We start from the raw sequence: 15725 nt of genomic DNA, 5'->3' as shown, positions 1-15725 counted from the left end.
CGTCCCGCAGCTCGAACGTATAGGTCTTCCTGTCTTCGGACACGCCCCACTTGCCGACCATTTGTGGCTGCGGCATGAACTTCGAGTCTGACCCGAACAGCGTATCGTAAATCGCCAAGCCGTGGTCAGCGGTGACGTTCGTCGCCGTAAAAATTGGATCGAAGATGCGCAGGTCACTCGCCTTCACCATGCGCACCGTCGGCGTACTACCTGACGCGGCCTGTGCCCGTAGACCTGATGGGATCGATATAGCTGCTCCGGCGGCCAAACCCGTCTTGATGAGATCGCGTCGAGATATCGTCATGTCCATTCCCCTTGCCAATCGCGCCGTTGATCCGCGCTAGTTTGCTGGATGAATCCCGAGAGAAGCATTCATTACTCCTATGTTCGGTCGCGCCGCGACCTACGTCAAATTCAGTTTGCGTATCGCCGCCATCTCGTTTTGAGATAAATTCAGAGCGGAAGTGACTCAGCAGCGGAAATCGTCGGGCCAGTGTTGCCGACAACGTTCATGATTATGTCGAAGCGCTGCTTCAGGGCGATTGTTTTTCCTCCTGAGTTTCCACCATCCGGGTGTCCTTCTTCGTCCGGATTCAGAGGACTTTTCCGTCAATTGAATTCGCCACGTAGACCGATACACTCCGTTGCAGTCTCTACTCCACGCCAGGGTGGTCACACCAGCTTCGGGACGCACGGTTTCTGCCTTCCCTAGGGCGATTGCTGGAGTTGAAATGGGGTCAGTGGCAGGCGCCTTGCGTCTCCATATCCGCTACGAAAATGCTAGGCCGGGTCGTTGAAGGGGATGCCAGGAGCCGCTTCAGCTTGGGGTTCTCGTCCTCAAGGCTCTTCAAGCGCTTGGCCTCCGAAACGTCCATCCCGCCGAACTTGTGAACCGCGCCGGGTTTTCGGGAGGCCGTTTCGTTTGAGTCACGCCGCTATGGCTGGCTCTTCCAGCCTGGCGCAATAGCGTTCCTCGGCTTCGGTCGGCGGGATGTTGCGGATGGGCTCCAGCAGCCGGCGATTGTTGAACCAGTCTACCCATTCCAGCGTTGCGAACTCGACCGCCTCGAACGAGCGCCAGGGTCCGGGTCGGGTGGATCACCTCGGCCTTGTAGAGGAAGTTGATCGTTTCGGCGAGAGCATTGTCGTAGCTGTCGCCAACGCTGCCCACCGAAGGCTCGATGCCGGCCTCGGCCGGGCGCTCGGTATTTGATCGAGACGTGTTGGGCGGATTCAAACGGTCGTCGCAACACTCTGAAGTTGGAGGTTGTGATGAGCATTCGAAAGCGGCGATCGGCACGGTCTGGACGAGCGCTATTACCTTCACCAGGACGGCCGCCTTTGGCGGGGCGCGATAAACAGATTAGATTCTGGCGGGCGATCGCCGCGGGGCTGAGCAGCGAAGATGCTGCGCTCGAAGCCGGAGTGCCGCAGCCTGTAGGAACCAGATGGTTCCGGAAGGTGGGCCGTATGCCACCAGCGATGTTCAGATCCTCGGCGAAGCCGCTCTCCGGGCGGTACCTGTCATTGGTGGAGCGCGAAGAGATCGCACTTCTCAGGGTACAGGGCCATTCCATGCAGGAGATTGGGCGCCGGCTCGGTCGGTCCGCCTCGACAATCTCCCGTGAACTGCGGCGCAATGCGGCCACCCCCAGCGGCGGGCTGGAGTATCGGGCGACTGCCCAGTGGCATGCGGATCGATCGGCCCGTCGGCCCAAGCCGACCAAGCTTGCGTTCAACGCAACCTTGCGCACTTATGTGGAGGAGAGACTTGCTGGCGTTGTCGTGGCCCCGAGCGGCGCTCCCGTTCATGGTCCCACCGTTCCGTGGAAGGGCCGCCGGCATGGCCCGCGAAAGGATCGGGGGAGCCCGGAGCAGATTGCTCGACGCTTGCCGATCGACTTCCCGGACGACAAGACGATGCGCATCAGCCACGAAGCCATCTATCAGGCCCTCTTCGTTCAGGCCCGCGGAGTGCTGCGCCGCGAGCTGACGGCCTGCTTGCGAACAGGACGTGTATTACGGGTCCCCAGGGCGCGCGTACGCAGGCGAGGTAAGGGCTTTGTCTCACCGGAAATCATGATCAGTCAGCGTTCCGCCGAAGCGGCCGATCGAGCGGTGCCGGGACATTGGGAGGGAGACCTCATCCCCGGTCTTGGCAGCTCGGCGATCGGCACGCTGGTCGAGCGCACGACGCGCTTCACGATGCTACTGCATCTTCCCCGGCTTGCGGGGCATGGCGAAGCTCCGCGCACGAAGAACGGGCCTGCGCTCGCGCGACATGGGGCTGAGGCCATGCGTGACGCGATTACGCGCACCATCATCACCTTGCCCGAAGAGCTACGCCGTTCACTGACCTGGGATCAGGGAGCTGAAATGGCCCAGCACGATCGTCTCACGATCGATGCGGGTGTCCAGGTCTACTTCTGCGATCCTCAAAGCCCATGGCAGCGCGGCACCAACGAGAACACCAACGGGCTGCTGCGTCAGTATTTCCCGAAAGGCACCGACCTGAGCATCCACAGCGCCGACGAGATCGCCGCCGTGGCAGCGGCCCTCAATGCCCGGCCGAGAAAGACCCTGGGTTGGAAAACGCCGGCAGAGGCGCTTGACGAGTTGCTGCCATGAGTGAACACAATCAGTGTTGCGACGACCGTTTGAATCCGCCCTGGTTGCCTCTATCGCTATGGTGCACGAGTCTGCCACCCTGCACAGGCCGCCGGTCATGGAGAGCCCGTTCCAGAGCGTCGAGAATGAAGGCTGCATGCGCCGTCCGGCTCACCCGCCAGCCCACGATCCTTCGTGCGTAGGTGTCAATGACGAAAGCCACGTAGACGAAGCCGGCGCGAGGCGGTGCCCAAAACCGATCATGTCAGCAACGCCGAGTTCGCCACGCTGCGGCTCAGGCTCCTCAAGCTCGGCGCCCGCGTCATCGAAACCGTCTCGCGCATCCGCCTGGCCTTCGCCGCCGCCTGTCCGGAGGCCAGCCTGTTCCGACAAATCGCTCTCATGCTGCAGCCCACAGCACCATGAGCGCCGGGGGCATCAAGGCCGAAACCCAAACCTTGACCTTCCAGCGCGTTCCAAAGTCCAGTCTCAGCTGCGGTGAAAAAGACGCCTCACACCTGCATGACCCAACGCTCAGCGGCGCTCGAACCACAAGGCTCATGAATGGGACGGGCTAGTTTTGATACCTCCCCGCGCGATGGTTATGGCAGGGCGTCCGCTCTTCGTTCCCGCCTCAAGTTGGTCGTGGACAAAGTCCTAGGCGGTGTGGATGAATTGACTCAGGTATTGGATTGAGGATTGATCGGGATAGGGGGACGCCTCACGGCGCCGCCCTTCCCACACCACCGGGCATACGGATCACGTACCACGGCGGTTCGACCGGATTAAGCTTCGACAGAGACATAGAGACGGGGGAGACCGAGCGACTCGAAGTGTTGGTTGCGCAGGGCCTGTTGGACCGCCGGGTGTCCTGACATGCGCCAGAATCCCGTCGGTGAACCGGCAGCAACCGCGGCCGGAGCTTTGGCACGCCACGACGGCGCAGCTCCTTGTAGCGGTTGTGCCCGTTCCGCCATTGCCGCCAAAGATACATACGTAATCTTCGGCGGGTCCACGCTTCCACAGTTCGTAAGCACCCGCGGGGTCTGGCAGAAGCCGAAGTAGCCGCGCCATCCGATGAGGTATGGCTTCAGCTCCTTTACCATCTGCGGCAGACTGATGCCCCGGGTCCGGCGTGTCATATCCCGGATCAGCGCCTTGAATTTGGCGAGGGCCTTCGGCGCGATGCGCCGCTCGCTCCCGTCATTCGCGATGCTGAACCCCAGGAACTTCCGCTCCTCCGGCCGCGCCACCGCGCTCTTCGCCCCGTTGACCTTCAGCCGCAGCTTCTGGGTCAGGAACCGGCTTACGGAAGCCATGACCCGTTCGCCGGCGCGGCGGCTGCGAACATAGATGTTGCAGTCGTCGGCGTAGCGGCAAAAGCGGTGACCCCGTCGGGCCAGTTCCTTGTCGAGGTCGTCGAGCACGAGGTTGCTTAGAAGGGGCGAGAGCGGACCGCCTTGCGGGGTCCCCTCGTCCACCGGACGGACCAAGCCGTCCTCCATCACCCCGGCATTGAGGAATGCCCGGATGAGTTTGAGCACACACTTGTCCGCCACCCTCGCGGCGACGCGCGCCATCAGGCGGTCGTGATTGACTCGATCGAAAAATCTTTCGAGATCAAGATCGACCACGTAGCTGTAACCCTCGGCAATGTAGCATTGCGCTTGGGCTACCGCCTGATGAGCGGAGCGTCCCGGACGGAAGCCGTAGCTATGCTCGGCGAATGTCGGATCCCACTGCTCTGGAGAACCTGCAGCAGGGCTTGCTGGATCAGCCTGTCGACGACGCAAGGCACGCCGAGCTTTCTGACCCCGCCCTCCGGCTTGGGGATTTCGACCCGCTTGACCGGCTGCGGCTGGTAGGTTCCCTTGAGCAATCGACCCCGAATGCTTGGCCAGTGCTCACGCAGGTAGCCCTTGGCGTCGTCGATGGTCATCCCATCCACGCCTGGACCGCCCTTGTTGCTTCGAACGCGTTTCCACGCTGTTTCCAGATTCTCTCGGCTACATACCGTCTCCATTAGCTGTTCTGTCCAAGCCGGGCTTTGGGGTGCCGACTTCGCCACGAGCGGTTCGGCCCCTTGGTAACCGCTGACAGGGGCTTCACCCCGATCTCTCGGTTCCAGGGCCAGTGAATACTGGGTCTTCTGCCGCTTTCCACTCATGAGTTGCCGGTCCTACTTGCCACTTCCAATCGTTCGGGCCTTCGGTCATCGTTTCCGGCTCGGCCTATCCGTTTGCTCCGCCTTTCGGCCTTGGAGTGCCTCACTAGCCTTGCCGACAGCATCACCTACTTCGCCCTCTGCTGACTCCTGCATCACGGTCAGGTCACCTTGCGGTTCCCTCAGTTCCGAAGTCGGAACATGACGCAGGCCTCCCCAGGTAAGTTCAATCGCCTTCCCCGCGCACCTGCCGGATCTACAGCCCTGCCCCTTGATGAATATGGACTTTGCGGCTCGTTGCCCGCTCGTCCGACCAGGGATGCCTCATATCCGGTTTCTGTTCGTCAGGTCGCGGTTTTGCTCCACGCTTCCTTCAGACACCACCTCGCGAAGATGCCCTTGCGCTTCACTAAGCCTTCACCTCCATCAGGTTGGCTAGGGGACTTTCACCCCCAAGCGGTTGAACATGCTGGTCACACAACGAAGCCGCTGACGCGGCATTTGGTGCACCGGTTTGCGGATGACGCTTCTGTTTTGAAGGATTGCTGCTGTTGAATCGCAACCTTGAGAACAGGAGCAATGAGATGGCCAATATGAGCCCGCTTCGCCGACGCATGATCGAGGACATGACGATCCGCAATCTGGTCGCCGGCCACGCAACGATCCTATGTACACGCGGTGGCGAAGTTTTCCCGCCATTTCGGCCGCTCTCCGGACCGGCTTGGCCTTGAGGACGTCCCGCGCTTTCCAGGTGCATCTGGTCTCGACCGGGATGTCATGGCCGGCCTTGAACCAGACGGTGTGTGCGCTGCGGTTCTTCTACGGCGTGACGCTGGGCCATGCCGAGATCCCGGAACGGATCGTCTATGCCCGCGCGCCACGCACGCTGCCGGTGGTGCTGAGTGCCGACGAGGTTGTCCGCTTTCTTGAGGCGGTGCCGAGCCTGAAGACGCGCACGGCCTTGACCACGGCCTATGCCGCGGGCCTTCGCGCTTCAGAGACCGTGGGGCTGAAGGTCGGCGCCATCGACAGCGAACGCGGCGTCATCCGGGTCGAGCACGGCAAGGGCGGCAAGGACCGCACCGTGATGCTGTCGGCGCAGCTTCTGCGCATCCTGCGGGTCTACTGGCGGCTGGCGAAGCCACAGGGCTGGCTGTTTCCCGGCCGCGACGCAAATCGCCCTATCGACGTTCAGGTGTTGTATTCGGCCTGCCGCTCGGCACGAGCGGCCGCCGACATCGACAAGCGCGTGACGGTCCACACGCTCAGGCATAGCTTCGCCACGCATTTGCTGGAGAACGGCACCGACATCCGCATCATCCAGGTGTTGCTGGGTCACAACAATCTGTCCTCGACGGCGCGCTACACCAAGGTCTCGAACGGCCTCATCCGGCGCACGACAAGCCCGCTCGACCGGCTGAACATCGAAGTCGTGCCGCCGGGCTGATCGGTTCCGCCCATGTCGGCGAGACTGGAGGTGGCGGATATCTTCCGCCGCCATGGCGAGGCGTATCGGCAGGCTCATGACGGTCATCTCGGACGCGTCGAGCGCCGCACGGTGAGCGCCATCGAACTGTGCCGGACCGCCGAACTGGGCGGCCATGTCGAGGGCTGCCGGTCCTGCGGGGCGATCCGCGTGGCCTACAATTCCTGTCGCAACCGGCATTGCCCCAATGCCAAGGAAAGGCTTGCCGGGAATGGCTCGCCGCGCGGCAGGACGAGCTTCTTCCGGTTTCCTATTTCCACGTGGTGTTCACGCTGCCGGCCGAGATGGCCGCGGTCACTTTCCAGAACAAGGCGGCGGTGTACACGATCCTGTTCAAGGCGGCCGCCGAGACGCTGCGCACGATCGCCGCAGATCCCAGACATCTCGGCGCCGGGATCGGTCTCATCGCGGTGCTGCACAGCTGGGGCCAGAACCTCACCTACCATCCCCACCTCCATTGCATCGTGCCGGGCGCCGGCATCTCTCTCGATGGAGGGCGTTGGGTCGCCTGCCGGCCGGGGTTCTTCCTGCCCGTGCGCGTGCTGTCGCGCCTGTTCCGCCGTCTCTTTCTGGAGGAACTTCGAGCGACCTATGATGAGGGTCGGCTGGGCTTCTTCAGCGAGCTCGCCTACCTGGCAAAGCCTGATGCCTTCGTCTGCTTGCTCGCCGAGGCCCGTCGCCGTCAATGGGTCGTCTACGCCAAGCCGCCTTTCGGCGGGCCGAAGCAGGTGCTGGCCTATATCGGCCGCTACACCCATCGCGTCGCCATCGCCAATTCCCGACTGATCAGCGCGGCCGACGATCGGATCGCGTTCCGCTGGCGGGACTATCGCCATCGCGGCAAGACCAAGGTCATGACGCTCGACGCGCACGAGTTCATCCGTCGCTTTCTCCTGCACACGCTGCCCGACGGTTTCCATTGCATCCGCCACTACGGCTTCCTCGCCAACGGCAATCGCGCCGCCAAGCTCGACCTGTGCCGCAGGCTGCTGGCCGGATCGCAGCAGAACGATCTCGAACCGGATGCCAAAAGCGCCGCTGTCGCCGCCGAGAGCCTTGCGGTGGCGCATCGCTGCCCCTGCTGCGGAGAGCCAATGATCACGCTCGCCATCTGGCGGTGCGGGCAGGCGCCGCCGAGCCCCTTCTGGAACGACACCTCATGATCACGCCGGGTGCGCCCACATCACCCGGTACGGTATCCGTCGCCATGCGCGCCGGCACCCCGAGCCTTGTCCCGCCCCACAAACCCGCAAGCAGCCAGCCCGGCAATAGAAAGCACTGCAGCCTGTCCGACGGCTCGCGCCATCACGGTCCCGCCTTCCACCGTGCCATCCTTCACTGTGGCCGCATCGTGAACGCCCTTCATCAGACTGGCACCGACGATCCCGACCGCTCCTCCAGGCTACAATCCCTATAGCGCCAGACCGTCCCGCGGCTTCGTTCAATCCGGCTTGCAATGAGGTCCGAAGACCAACGGGTGTGCTCCGTTGAGCATGCGTACCTCACAGAAGCCTCCAGATTCCGCAAGCAGATTCATTATGATTCATGGGTTGCCGACTGATTTGGAGGGTCGGCGATGTCCCCGAAGATGCCTGATACGGATTGGGACAGTGCGCTTCTCGTGTTCCGGGCATCATTGCCGCGGCGCGGGGCAAAAGGCCGCGACGACCGTCTGTTCCTGGAAGCGCTCCATTATTTTCCGTTCACAACGTCACCTGGCGAGCGCTGCCGGAGCGTTTCGGTAAGTGGAACAGCGTGTGGAACGGTTCGATCGGCTGAGCAAAGCCGGCGTCTTCGAAGCCTTCTTCGATCACCTCGCCGGGCACAGTTCGTCGGCGCATCTGGCGCAGATGTTCGACAGCACCGTGGTTCGCGCCCATGTCTCGGCGGCAGGGGCAAAAGGGGGCAGGAAGGTCAGGCGCTCGGCCGCTCCAGAGGCGGGTTCTAGACGAAAATCCATTTGAAAATTTCGACGGGCGCCTTTGACCTGACCGGTGGCGAGAAGGGCGACGCGCCTCACTTTCCCATCCTGCTCGGGCTTGGTCCCGACATCGACCCGCGCGCGGCGATCGGTGACAAGGGCTACGCCAGCCGCGCCAATCGGGACGCTGCTCGCAAACGCGGCGTCATTCCCGTCATCCCTCACAAGGCCAACGAAAAGGCGACGCCCGCATTCTTCGCCAAAGTGCTTTACAAGGGTCGGGCGCGCATCGAACAGGCTGTCGGAAAGCTCAAGCGGTTCAAGCGCATCGCGCTACGCTGCGGGAAGACCAAGAGGAATTTCGCATCCTTCGTCGCGCTCGCCGCCGGCTTCATCTTGATCAAATCCGTCAACACCGCCTAGTACTACTGCGTCATAAATTGCGAGCCTGACGCGGACTGTCCATTGCCCTTATGCAGCACGGACATCGTTGCAGACGGTTGGTCAGGGCCACAGTCAGGCGTCGCCTGATGGTCGGTATTGAGGTCGGGACGTGCCGCTCTGGTCGGATCGGAGGATCTGCGGGGTCGATAACCGTCGGGAAGACCAGGTGTTTGGCGGCCCTGGGCGCGAGTTGGAGTTGAGGGGGGAATCGTGTCCCTCAGAGAGACCAAGAAGCCATAGGCGGCGAACAGAGGCTGGCGTGGTGGTGGAAGCCCCGCCACCCTCGGCCTTCGTAGTGGCCCAGTCCCAGTTCTTGCTTGAGTTCCTGATAGTCTCGCTCGATCCGCCAACGCAGCTTGGCGGCGTCGACCAACTGGGTGATCGTAGCGTCGGCCTTCAAGGTGGAGAGCCAATACTTGCTCGGCTCGACCTCGCCTTCAGGCCACTCGATCAGGAGCCACTCTTCGGCGTGAGCCTCGGGCCGATTGTAGTCCCTGGATGCCGGCCGCAAGCGCACGGCGGCGAAGCGGGAATTGAGTTCGGTGTTGGTTCCTTCACGCCAGGCGATCGTGAGCCAAGTCTCGGCGTCGAACTCCTCGGCCAGGGCCTTGGCCGAGATCGGCTTGTGATTGTCGGTTCGGCCGACTCGAGACGGCGGCCGGCCTCTTCCGCTCCAAGGTTTGGACGGCAGCGGGCTCTCGCCTGGGCGCCAGACGCTGAGTGTGGGCTGAACGCCGACAACATAGGTCAAACCGAACTCGGACAGGCCCGCCCGGAAACCGCCGTTGGCGCCATATCCGGCGTCGGCGAGAACCACGCCGGGCGCGACGCCTTCGGCCTTGGCCGTCCTGATCTGCTCGAGCGCGATCTGCGGTCCGGAACGTGATCTCTGCCGGAATCTTGGCCTTCTTGCGTTGTTCCGGATCCTCCGCCCAGCTGTGCGGGAGATACAATTCGTAGGCGATCGGAAGCGAGGCTGCGTAATTTGCGATCGATAGGCTAACCGCAATCTGACAGTTGTCCTGCTTGCCCAATTGGCCGCAATACTGGCGCGCTACGCCCACCGAGTGCTTGCCCCTTCTTGGGAAAGCCGGTGTCGTCGACGATCCACGCCGGGATCGGTCCACGCTGCTCGATCTGTGGAAGAACCCAGTCGCGAACCCGCGCTAGCAAGGCCGCGTCCGACCACGGCGCCTGTCCCACGAAATGCAGCAGAGACTGATGCTTGGCCGACACCCGCGACGGCGCCGTGACGGCCGCCAACGGCTCCACGCTCTTGCGCTCTATCGGCATCAGAAGCCCGAGGCAGTAATCCTTCAGAGGCTCAGCTCGGTCGGCGTGGCCAATCACCCCGATTAAGGCGACATAAGCGTCGAAAGTCGCTTCACTCTCTGCTGTCCAATTGGTCATGGCGCGCTCCCCTGATGATGAATCAGCACGCTACAAATCCGCAACCAGCGCGAATCCCCCCGCAGCCGCGACTTTCTGACTCAGTAAGACTAGCAGGCTGTTGAAGAAGTCAGGCTCTTTCGCAAACGAAGCCTGAATCGTCGGCGTTGTGGATGTAGAAGTGGCCGACAAGGCGGCCTGCAGTGCCAAAGACAACCCAGCCGCGGCCACAGGCTGGGTCGTTTTCATCATGCCCCTCCCACGAGAACTCCGCGCAGGCTGAGCCATCGCGGGTGCCATATCGGACATCGAGGAAGCCCTTCAGTGCGCCGAAGGCGATCTCGCCATCCGCCGAACCCTTGAATGTCAGATGCGCTTCCTCAACGAGATCGAGGAAGTCGTTATCCCAAACATCTATCTCGACGATGCGCCAGCGGCCGGCAAAGGCCTTGGCGAAGCCGGGAACCTTGGCCATCAGCCGGTCTCCGCCATGAGCTTTGGCAGTCGCACCAGATTGTAGGCAGCGGCTGCGAAGGTGAAGGCCCATCCGACACGGTCGCGGCCGCGGAACCTGGTCTTGTGCTGGCCCGCCACGACCTTGATCCAACCGAATGACTCTTCGATGCGCTTCCTGATGCGCTGGCTGACAACGTCAAGTTTCTGATAAAAGAGATGGCGCAGTTTTTGCGATGTGACAAAACCTGGAATCTGTTATCGAGGCTCGCAACGATCAAGGGCGAAATTATTGGGCATTCGTCAACAGTATGTTTCGTGATGCAAATATACGAAACATAATGCTTGAAACTGGTTATACGGAAGGCGGTGGCGCTGAAGCAATAGATCGTTTTGAACAAAGTATATTGCCTTGCACGTCGCATAGAATCGGCCGGAGTATACTTATTTTGTTTCGATATCTCGTCTGATGATTTTGAAAAACTTTATATCGAGAGACTTCACTCAGTACTAGATGGTAATGGTAACTTCGGAAAGAAATCTTTTGGAATGAAGTCATACCTTCTCCATATATTGGGCTGATCCAACCATTACATGATCGTGATCCTGCTCGAACATCATCGCAAGCGCTCAGGAGCATGTTCGCAAGGCTTTCTGATATGGGCCGAGAGGAGGCTGCTCAGGTTATTAAAGACCTTTGTCGTTACACATTCACCTTAGCTCTTGAGGAGTGCCTTAAGCGAGATATGCCGATGCAGATTCACACGGGGGACGGTGAACCTCCTGATGTGATACTCCGCAACCAGGCCCCCATTTTCCTAGAGGAAGTGGTAAGGTTCGATCGCGACAGCATGATGCCGATGCCAAAGATAATCCCATTGCATGCTGGATATCCATCAGTAGAGAAGGCCGCTTGGCTAATCACGTCTACCCGACTCCTTTTGTGCATCAGAACCTGTATCAGCGATATATGCAAGTGATGGAGGCAGTACCCCTTTCAAAGATTCTTTTCGCGAGCGATGCATTTCACCTTCCCGAACTCTACTGGTTGTCCGGCCGGTGGGGAAAGCGTTATCTCACAAAGGCGCTTACAGATTACGTTGTCGGGGGAAGCCTGATTTTCGAGGAAGCGATGGATGCGGCCAGAATGATACTCTATAAGAATAACAGATGTGTCTACAATCTATCCCAGCTTGATAGTGAATAACGCGCGTCGCGCGATTTACGCGATCGCTGGCTCGTGATTTACCGGAGGTCGCGCCGTTTGTAGATTAGGAATGCGCGGACCACAGGTTCACAATCGATCTTGTTGGTCTTGATCGCCGCGGCAGGACGCGGGGTTGACGCCACATCATACATACACCACTCAAATGGAGTCGGGCGCTGAAGAGTTGATGAGCTGAAGCGCTCGGAGGGCGACCGGCCGATGCGGTGATGATATTCAAGATCATGGTGCTGCATGAGCTCTACAGTCTCTCGGACGAGCAAGCCGAGTTGCAGATCCAAGACCGGCTTCCCTTCATGCGATTCCACGGGCTAGGGCTCGGCGGCAAGGTTGCCGACGCCAAAACGCTCTGGTTGTTTAGGGAGCACCTCACGCAGGCCGGGCGGTGAAGAACCTGTTTACCCGTTCGACTAGCACCTGGCCATGGGTGGCCCAGATCGTGGATGCCACGATCGTGGCGGCCCAAGCAGCGCAACAGCGATGCCGAAAAGGCCGACCTCAAGCGAGGAAAGGTGCCGGAGGAGCGGCTGAGGAAGCCAGCCAAGTTGCGCCAGAAGGACCGGGACGCGCGCTGGGCGGTGAAGTTCCCCAAGGCCAAGGCCGGCGAGGAGGGAAGACGAAGCAGCGCGACATCACCGCGCCCGCCTTGGGCTACAAGAACCTGCCTCGATCAATCGCCGGCACGGCTTCGTCCGCGGCTGGAACGTCACCAGCGCTTCGGTCTATGACGGGGCGCAGCTTTGAAATGTGCTGGACAAGAACCATACCGGCTCGATGGTGCGGGCTGATATGGCCTATCACTCGAAGACGAACGACGCATCGGTGGAGAAGCATGGCTACTCTCCGACATTCATCACAAGAAGCCAGGCTGGCCGATGAGCGAGGCGTGGCACGAGCCAATGGCCGGCGCTCAAAAACCGCACCTTTGTCGAGCACGTCTTCGCGCAGGAGAAAGCGCGCATGGGCCTGTTTTGCGCACCATCGGCATCGCGCGGACTAGGACAAAGATCGGCATGGCCAATGTCGCCTACAATCTCACGCGCTATGTCTGGCACGAGGGGCGAACGGCGTCGGCATGGCGCCGAAATCGGTGCCCCGGGCCGAATTGATCGGCCCGCACAGCCGTAATTTGCCCGTCCAACGCGCACTCCTCAAGCTGCCCCGGTCATCGCTGCTCGTTCAGGCTAAAAAGACCGTAAATCGAATGTCCGTCTGGTTCCCACACGCTGCGACACTCCGGCTTCGAGCGCAGCATCTTCCCGCAGCGATCGCCCACCAGATCCATTCTGTTCATGGCGCCCCGCCACCGACGGTTGTCCTGGTGATGAAGGTAGTGGTGCTCGTCCAGACCGACCGATCCTTTTCGCGTATCAATGATCCTAGGCGATTCGATCGAGAATCTTCCGCTGCAATCGATGAAAGTTCCTTGTGCGCGTAGGCATACAGTAAAACGCCGGTTCCCTGCGTTCGGCTGCCTGTTTTTGCTGCAAGTGACACCGATGGATGGTTGTAACATTACAAGTATTCGCACAAGCGCTCGATCCGCTTAACCATCCGAGTGAGGGAATTATGATTACTGAACGTCGCATATCGGTTGGTGGTGTCTCGACTTCGTATTGCGAGAGCGGGTCCGGCGCCGGCGAGCCAATCGTGTTTCTCCACGGCGCTGGTCCCTTCACAGAGGGGAGGACTTCCTTCTTTCTGCAGTTGAAAGGGCTATCCGACCGATTTGGAGTAATTGCGCTAGATCAACTCCAATTTGGTGGAACAGACTATCCAGCCGATAACAAATATATCAATCGGCTCGGACGTGTAGATCATGTCATTGGCTTCATTGAAGCGTTGGGATTGAAGCAGATCGCGTTGGCCGGCAATTCAGAAGGAGCATTCGTCGCGGCCCGTGTCGCGATTGTGCGTCCTGATCTCGTTTCCAAGCTGGTACTCTTGACAGCCAACTCCGTATCGCCGGCCTTTGGCGACGACCGTGACGAAGCATGGATGCAGGCCTGCCGGCAAACTTTCGACTATTCAGGCCCTATGCCCACCGAAGAAGAATATATCGCCGCCTGGCGGGGTGATACCCGCTTCTATAGCCCGGAGTTGGAAGACGCCAAGCGAGAGGCCTACCGGCGGGCTGCGGCGCGCGGACAATACGAAATCTTTCAGAACCTGCCTGAAGAAGAGACTAATCTCCGACTTTATGTAGCGTTGCAGCAAAAGTACATCTTCCCCTACCTCGATCGGCTGCAGGCCAAAACATTGATTATCTGGTCCAAGAATGATCCCATCGTGACCCCGGACCACGGGCTGAAGCTAGCAAAGTTGATTAGGAATTCGGATTTTCACCTCCTGAACGATGCTGGTCATGCCGTCCACATCGACCAGAGCGAAGCCGTGAACAGACTGATCCGTCAATGGGCCGGCTAAGTCAATGTCGAAGGGAACCACAGGTCCACCACGGCAGGTGAAGCTTAAACACGACTGTTCGCAGGCTGTCGGCCCACCGACGTCTACGGGTCGGTGAGGTCAAGTGTTTCCTGTCTTTTCCGGACGATGTCGCCCCGTGGGTCACTCGCTTCTCTTCGCGGTCGGCGCCGGGCCGCCGCATGATGGGGTCAGGAGGCGAGGCGTCTCAATCTGTTGAGCGACTTTGGGAGAATCTATCCAGGATCTAGCCTGCCAACGAGATCGCCTTGCCCATCGTCTCGACGGGAACGATCCGGATCACCCTCTCGGGTAAATCACTGTCTGTATGTTCCTCTTCGTTTATCTGTTGTCCTATTTCATGCCGACGCGGGGCCGCCGGCTTCCTTGCCAAAGCGGAACGCGGTTGCATCGCTCCACATGCGATGCAGGATGACGGCGAGCTTGCGGGCAACCGCGACCCGGGCTATCGCCATACCGCGCCGTTTGGCGACATTCATGCCCCATGCCCTGAGGCTCGACCATTTCTTGCTGAGCACAAGCAGCGAATGCGCCGCCTCATAGAGGGCCGTGCGGGCGAGTTTGTCGCCGCATCGGCTGACCTTGCCCTGAATGTCCGTTTCACCGGATTGATACGTGCCGGGGTCAAGCCCAGATGCGCACCCACATCCCTTGATCGGCGAAAGCGGTCCGGCTGATCGATCGTGGCACGGAAGGCGAGCGCGGTGATCGGCCCGACGCCGGGCGCGCTCATCAGCCGCCGACAGACTTGCTCCTTGCGGGCGATGTCGAGAACCTGCTTTGTCAGTCGCCCGAACTCGCGCAACATCGTGGCTACGATCGCCAGGAGCGGCTCGACCAGCGCCATGACGATATTGTCAGCTCCAATGAGCTCGCGCACGCGATCGGCGAAGGCTGCACGGCTTGGCCTGCCAAGCTTGAGGCCGGCCTCCCGAAGAATCGACCTGACCACGTTCTCGATCGTCCGCATTTCGTTGAGGACCGTGCGTCGAGCGACGAGGAGGGAACGCCAGAGCCGACACTGCTGGCTTTTCACATGCACCTGTCGGTACCAGCCGGTGCGCATGATCTGCGCTAGGGCGCGTGCGTCATTCCGATCCGTCTTGTTCGGCATCGTCTTCATCGCTGCTTTGGCCTGTCGGGTTTCAATGCAGATGGCCGGCCATCCTTCAGCGCGGATACCATCATAAAGCCAGGCCGCCAGCGAGCAGGCTTCCAGTCCGATGCGTTCCAGCGGCAGATCGACTTTCCGAAGGGCATGAAGAAGCGCCTGTGGTTCACTCGCCGCCCGCCCTTCCTTCACAATCCGGCCGCTCTCATCGACGACGCAGATGGCGGTCTCTTTCCAAAGACACATCCAGTCCGGCAAAATACTTCATGGCTGCTCCTTCCTGATGTTTGTGGCGATCTACATCGACCACGTTCTCACATCCCGACAGGAGCAGCCGCCCTCATTTCAGCTCGGGGCCCACCCCAATCACCCCATCTTGTCAGGCGAAGTGAGAAACTGACCCCCTAACGAAACGAAGAACTGACCCCTCATTTTTGAGAGGATCAGTGGATGCAAGAAGAATTTCCATCGAAGCTCGCC

At 60.5% G+C, this 15725-nt stretch carries 9 protein-coding genes and 11 pseudogenes; 8 read left to right on the top strand and 12 right to left on the bottom strand.

What is annotated here, in order from left to right; translation table 11 throughout:
- Window positions 1-304, bottom strand: a 304-nt coding sequence (locus tag NKI79_RS32270) for a twin-arginine translocation signal domain-containing protein (protein ID WP_352807285.1), incomplete at its 3' end; no start/stop codon positions are given.
- A gap of 623 nt (window positions 305-927) precedes the next feature.
- Window positions 928-1229, bottom strand: a pseudogene (locus NKI79_RS32265) (integrase core domain-containing protein); the annotation flags it as partial.
- Window positions 1230-1272: 43 nt separating this feature from the next.
- Here NKI79_RS32265 and NKI79_RS32260 point away from each other — a divergent pair.
- The gene (locus NKI79_RS32260; protein ID WP_352807283.1) at window positions 1273-2628 is read left to right on the top strand and encodes an IS30 family transposase; all 1356 of its coding nucleotides are present in this window, start codon (window positions 1273-1275) and stop codon (window positions 2626-2628) included.
- A gap of 40 nt (window positions 2629-2668) precedes the next feature.
- Here NKI79_RS32260 and NKI79_RS32255 read toward each other — a convergent pair.
- Window positions 2669-2842: pseudogene (locus NKI79_RS32255) on the bottom strand (DDE-type integrase/transposase/recombinase); the annotation flags it as partial.
- A 2-nt stretch (window positions 2843-2844) separates the two neighbouring features.
- Between NKI79_RS32255 and NKI79_RS32250 the strand changes: the two are divergent.
- Window positions 2845-3033, top strand: a pseudogene (locus NKI79_RS32250) (transposase); the annotation flags it as partial.
- A 359-nt stretch (window positions 3034-3392) separates the two neighbouring features.
- Here NKI79_RS32250 and NKI79_RS33405 read toward each other — a convergent pair.
- From NKI79_RS33405 to NKI79_RS33395, 3 genes and pseudogenes are all read right to left on the bottom strand, one after another.
- Window positions 3393-3749 (bottom strand): group II intron maturase-specific domain-containing protein, encoded by a 357-nt coding sequence (locus tag NKI79_RS33405; RefSeq protein ID WP_502909879.1) that lies wholly within the window; start codon window positions 3747-3749, stop codon window positions 3393-3395.
- Window positions 3750-3878: 129 nt separating this feature from the next.
- Window positions 3879-4280, bottom strand: a pseudogene (locus NKI79_RS33400) (reverse transcriptase domain-containing protein); the annotation flags it as partial.
- A complete protein-coding gene (locus NKI79_RS33395) occupies window positions 4280-4546 on the bottom strand; it encodes a hypothetical protein (protein WP_502909880.1) in 267 nt (88 codons plus the stop codon). The gene NKI79_RS33395 and the pseudogene NKI79_RS33400, both read right to left, overlap by 1 nt.
- An 809-nt stretch (window positions 4547-5355) precedes the next feature.
- On the opposite strand from NKI79_RS33395, the pseudogene NKI79_RS32240 reads away from it, so the two are divergent.
- Together NKI79_RS32240 and NKI79_RS32235 are read left to right on the top strand one after the other, a co-directional pair.
- A pseudogene (locus tag NKI79_RS32240) lies at window positions 5356-6218 on the top strand (site-specific integrase).
- A gap of 12 nt (window positions 6219-6230) precedes the next feature.
- Window positions 6231-7420: pseudogene (locus NKI79_RS32235) on the top strand (IS91 family transposase).
- Window positions 7421-7960: 540 nt separating this feature from the next.
- On the opposite strand, the gene NKI79_RS32230 reads toward NKI79_RS32235, so the two are convergent.
- Window positions 7961-8137, bottom strand: a complete 177-nt coding sequence (locus tag NKI79_RS32230; protein ID WP_352807279.1) for a hypothetical protein — start codon at window positions 8135-8137, stop codon at window positions 7961-7963.
- Window positions 8138-8217: 80 nt separating this feature from the next.
- On the opposite strand from NKI79_RS32230, the gene NKI79_RS32225 reads away from it, so the two are divergent.
- On the top strand, window positions 8218-8601 hold the full coding sequence (locus NKI79_RS32225; RefSeq protein ID WP_352807277.1) for a transposase: 384 nt from the start codon (window positions 8218-8220) through the stop codon (window positions 8599-8601).
- 238 nt (window positions 8602-8839) lie between these two features.
- Here NKI79_RS32225 and NKI79_RS32220 read toward each other — a convergent pair.
- From NKI79_RS32220 to NKI79_RS32205, 4 genes and pseudogenes are all read right to left on the bottom strand, one after another.
- Window positions 8840-9686: pseudogene (locus tag NKI79_RS32220) on the bottom strand (IS701 family transposase).
- An 88-nt stretch (window positions 9687-9774) separates the two neighbouring features.
- Window positions 9775-9915, bottom strand: a pseudogene (locus tag NKI79_RS32215) (transposase); the annotation flags it as partial.
- A gap of 226 nt (window positions 9916-10141) precedes the next feature.
- Entirely contained in the window at window positions 10142-10486 is a 345-nt protein-coding gene (locus NKI79_RS32210) for a hypothetical protein (protein WP_352807275.1), read from the bottom strand.
- Window positions 10486-10659 (bottom strand): annotated as a pseudogene (locus NKI79_RS32205) (transposase); the annotation flags it as partial. The gene NKI79_RS32210 and the pseudogene NKI79_RS32205, both read right to left, overlap by 1 nt.
- A gap of 1227 nt (window positions 10660-11886) precedes the next feature.
- On the opposite strand from NKI79_RS32205, the pseudogene NKI79_RS32200 reads away from it, so the two are divergent.
- From NKI79_RS32200 to NKI79_RS32190, 3 genes and pseudogenes are all read left to right on the top strand, one after another.
- Window positions 11887-12078: pseudogene (locus NKI79_RS32200) on the top strand (transposase); the annotation flags it as partial.
- A 54-nt stretch (window positions 12079-12132) separates the two neighbouring features.
- A complete protein-coding gene (locus NKI79_RS32195) occupies window positions 12133-12417 on the top strand; it encodes a hypothetical protein (protein ID WP_352807272.1) in 285 nt (94 codons plus the stop codon).
- An 841-nt stretch (window positions 12418-13258) separates the two neighbouring features.
- Window positions 13259-14116: an alpha/beta fold hydrolase gene (locus NKI79_RS32190; RefSeq protein WP_352807270.1), complete on the top strand. Its 858-nt coding sequence runs from the start codon at window positions 13259-13261 to the stop codon at window positions 14114-14116.
- 356 nt (window positions 14117-14472) lie between these two features.
- On the opposite strand, the pseudogene NKI79_RS32185 reads toward NKI79_RS32190, so the two are convergent.
- A pseudogene (locus NKI79_RS32185) lies at window positions 14473-15513 on the bottom strand (IS110 family RNA-guided transposase).
- Window positions 15514-15725 lie beyond the last annotated feature (212 nt).

This window comes from Mesorhizobium sp. M0340 (assembly GCF_040321535.1).
GTDB lineage: Bacteria > Pseudomonadota > Alphaproteobacteria > Rhizobiales > Rhizobiaceae > Mesorhizobium.
The sequence above is the reverse complement of the archived record's forward strand: the minus strand, read 5'-3'. Positions and strand labels throughout refer to the sequence as shown.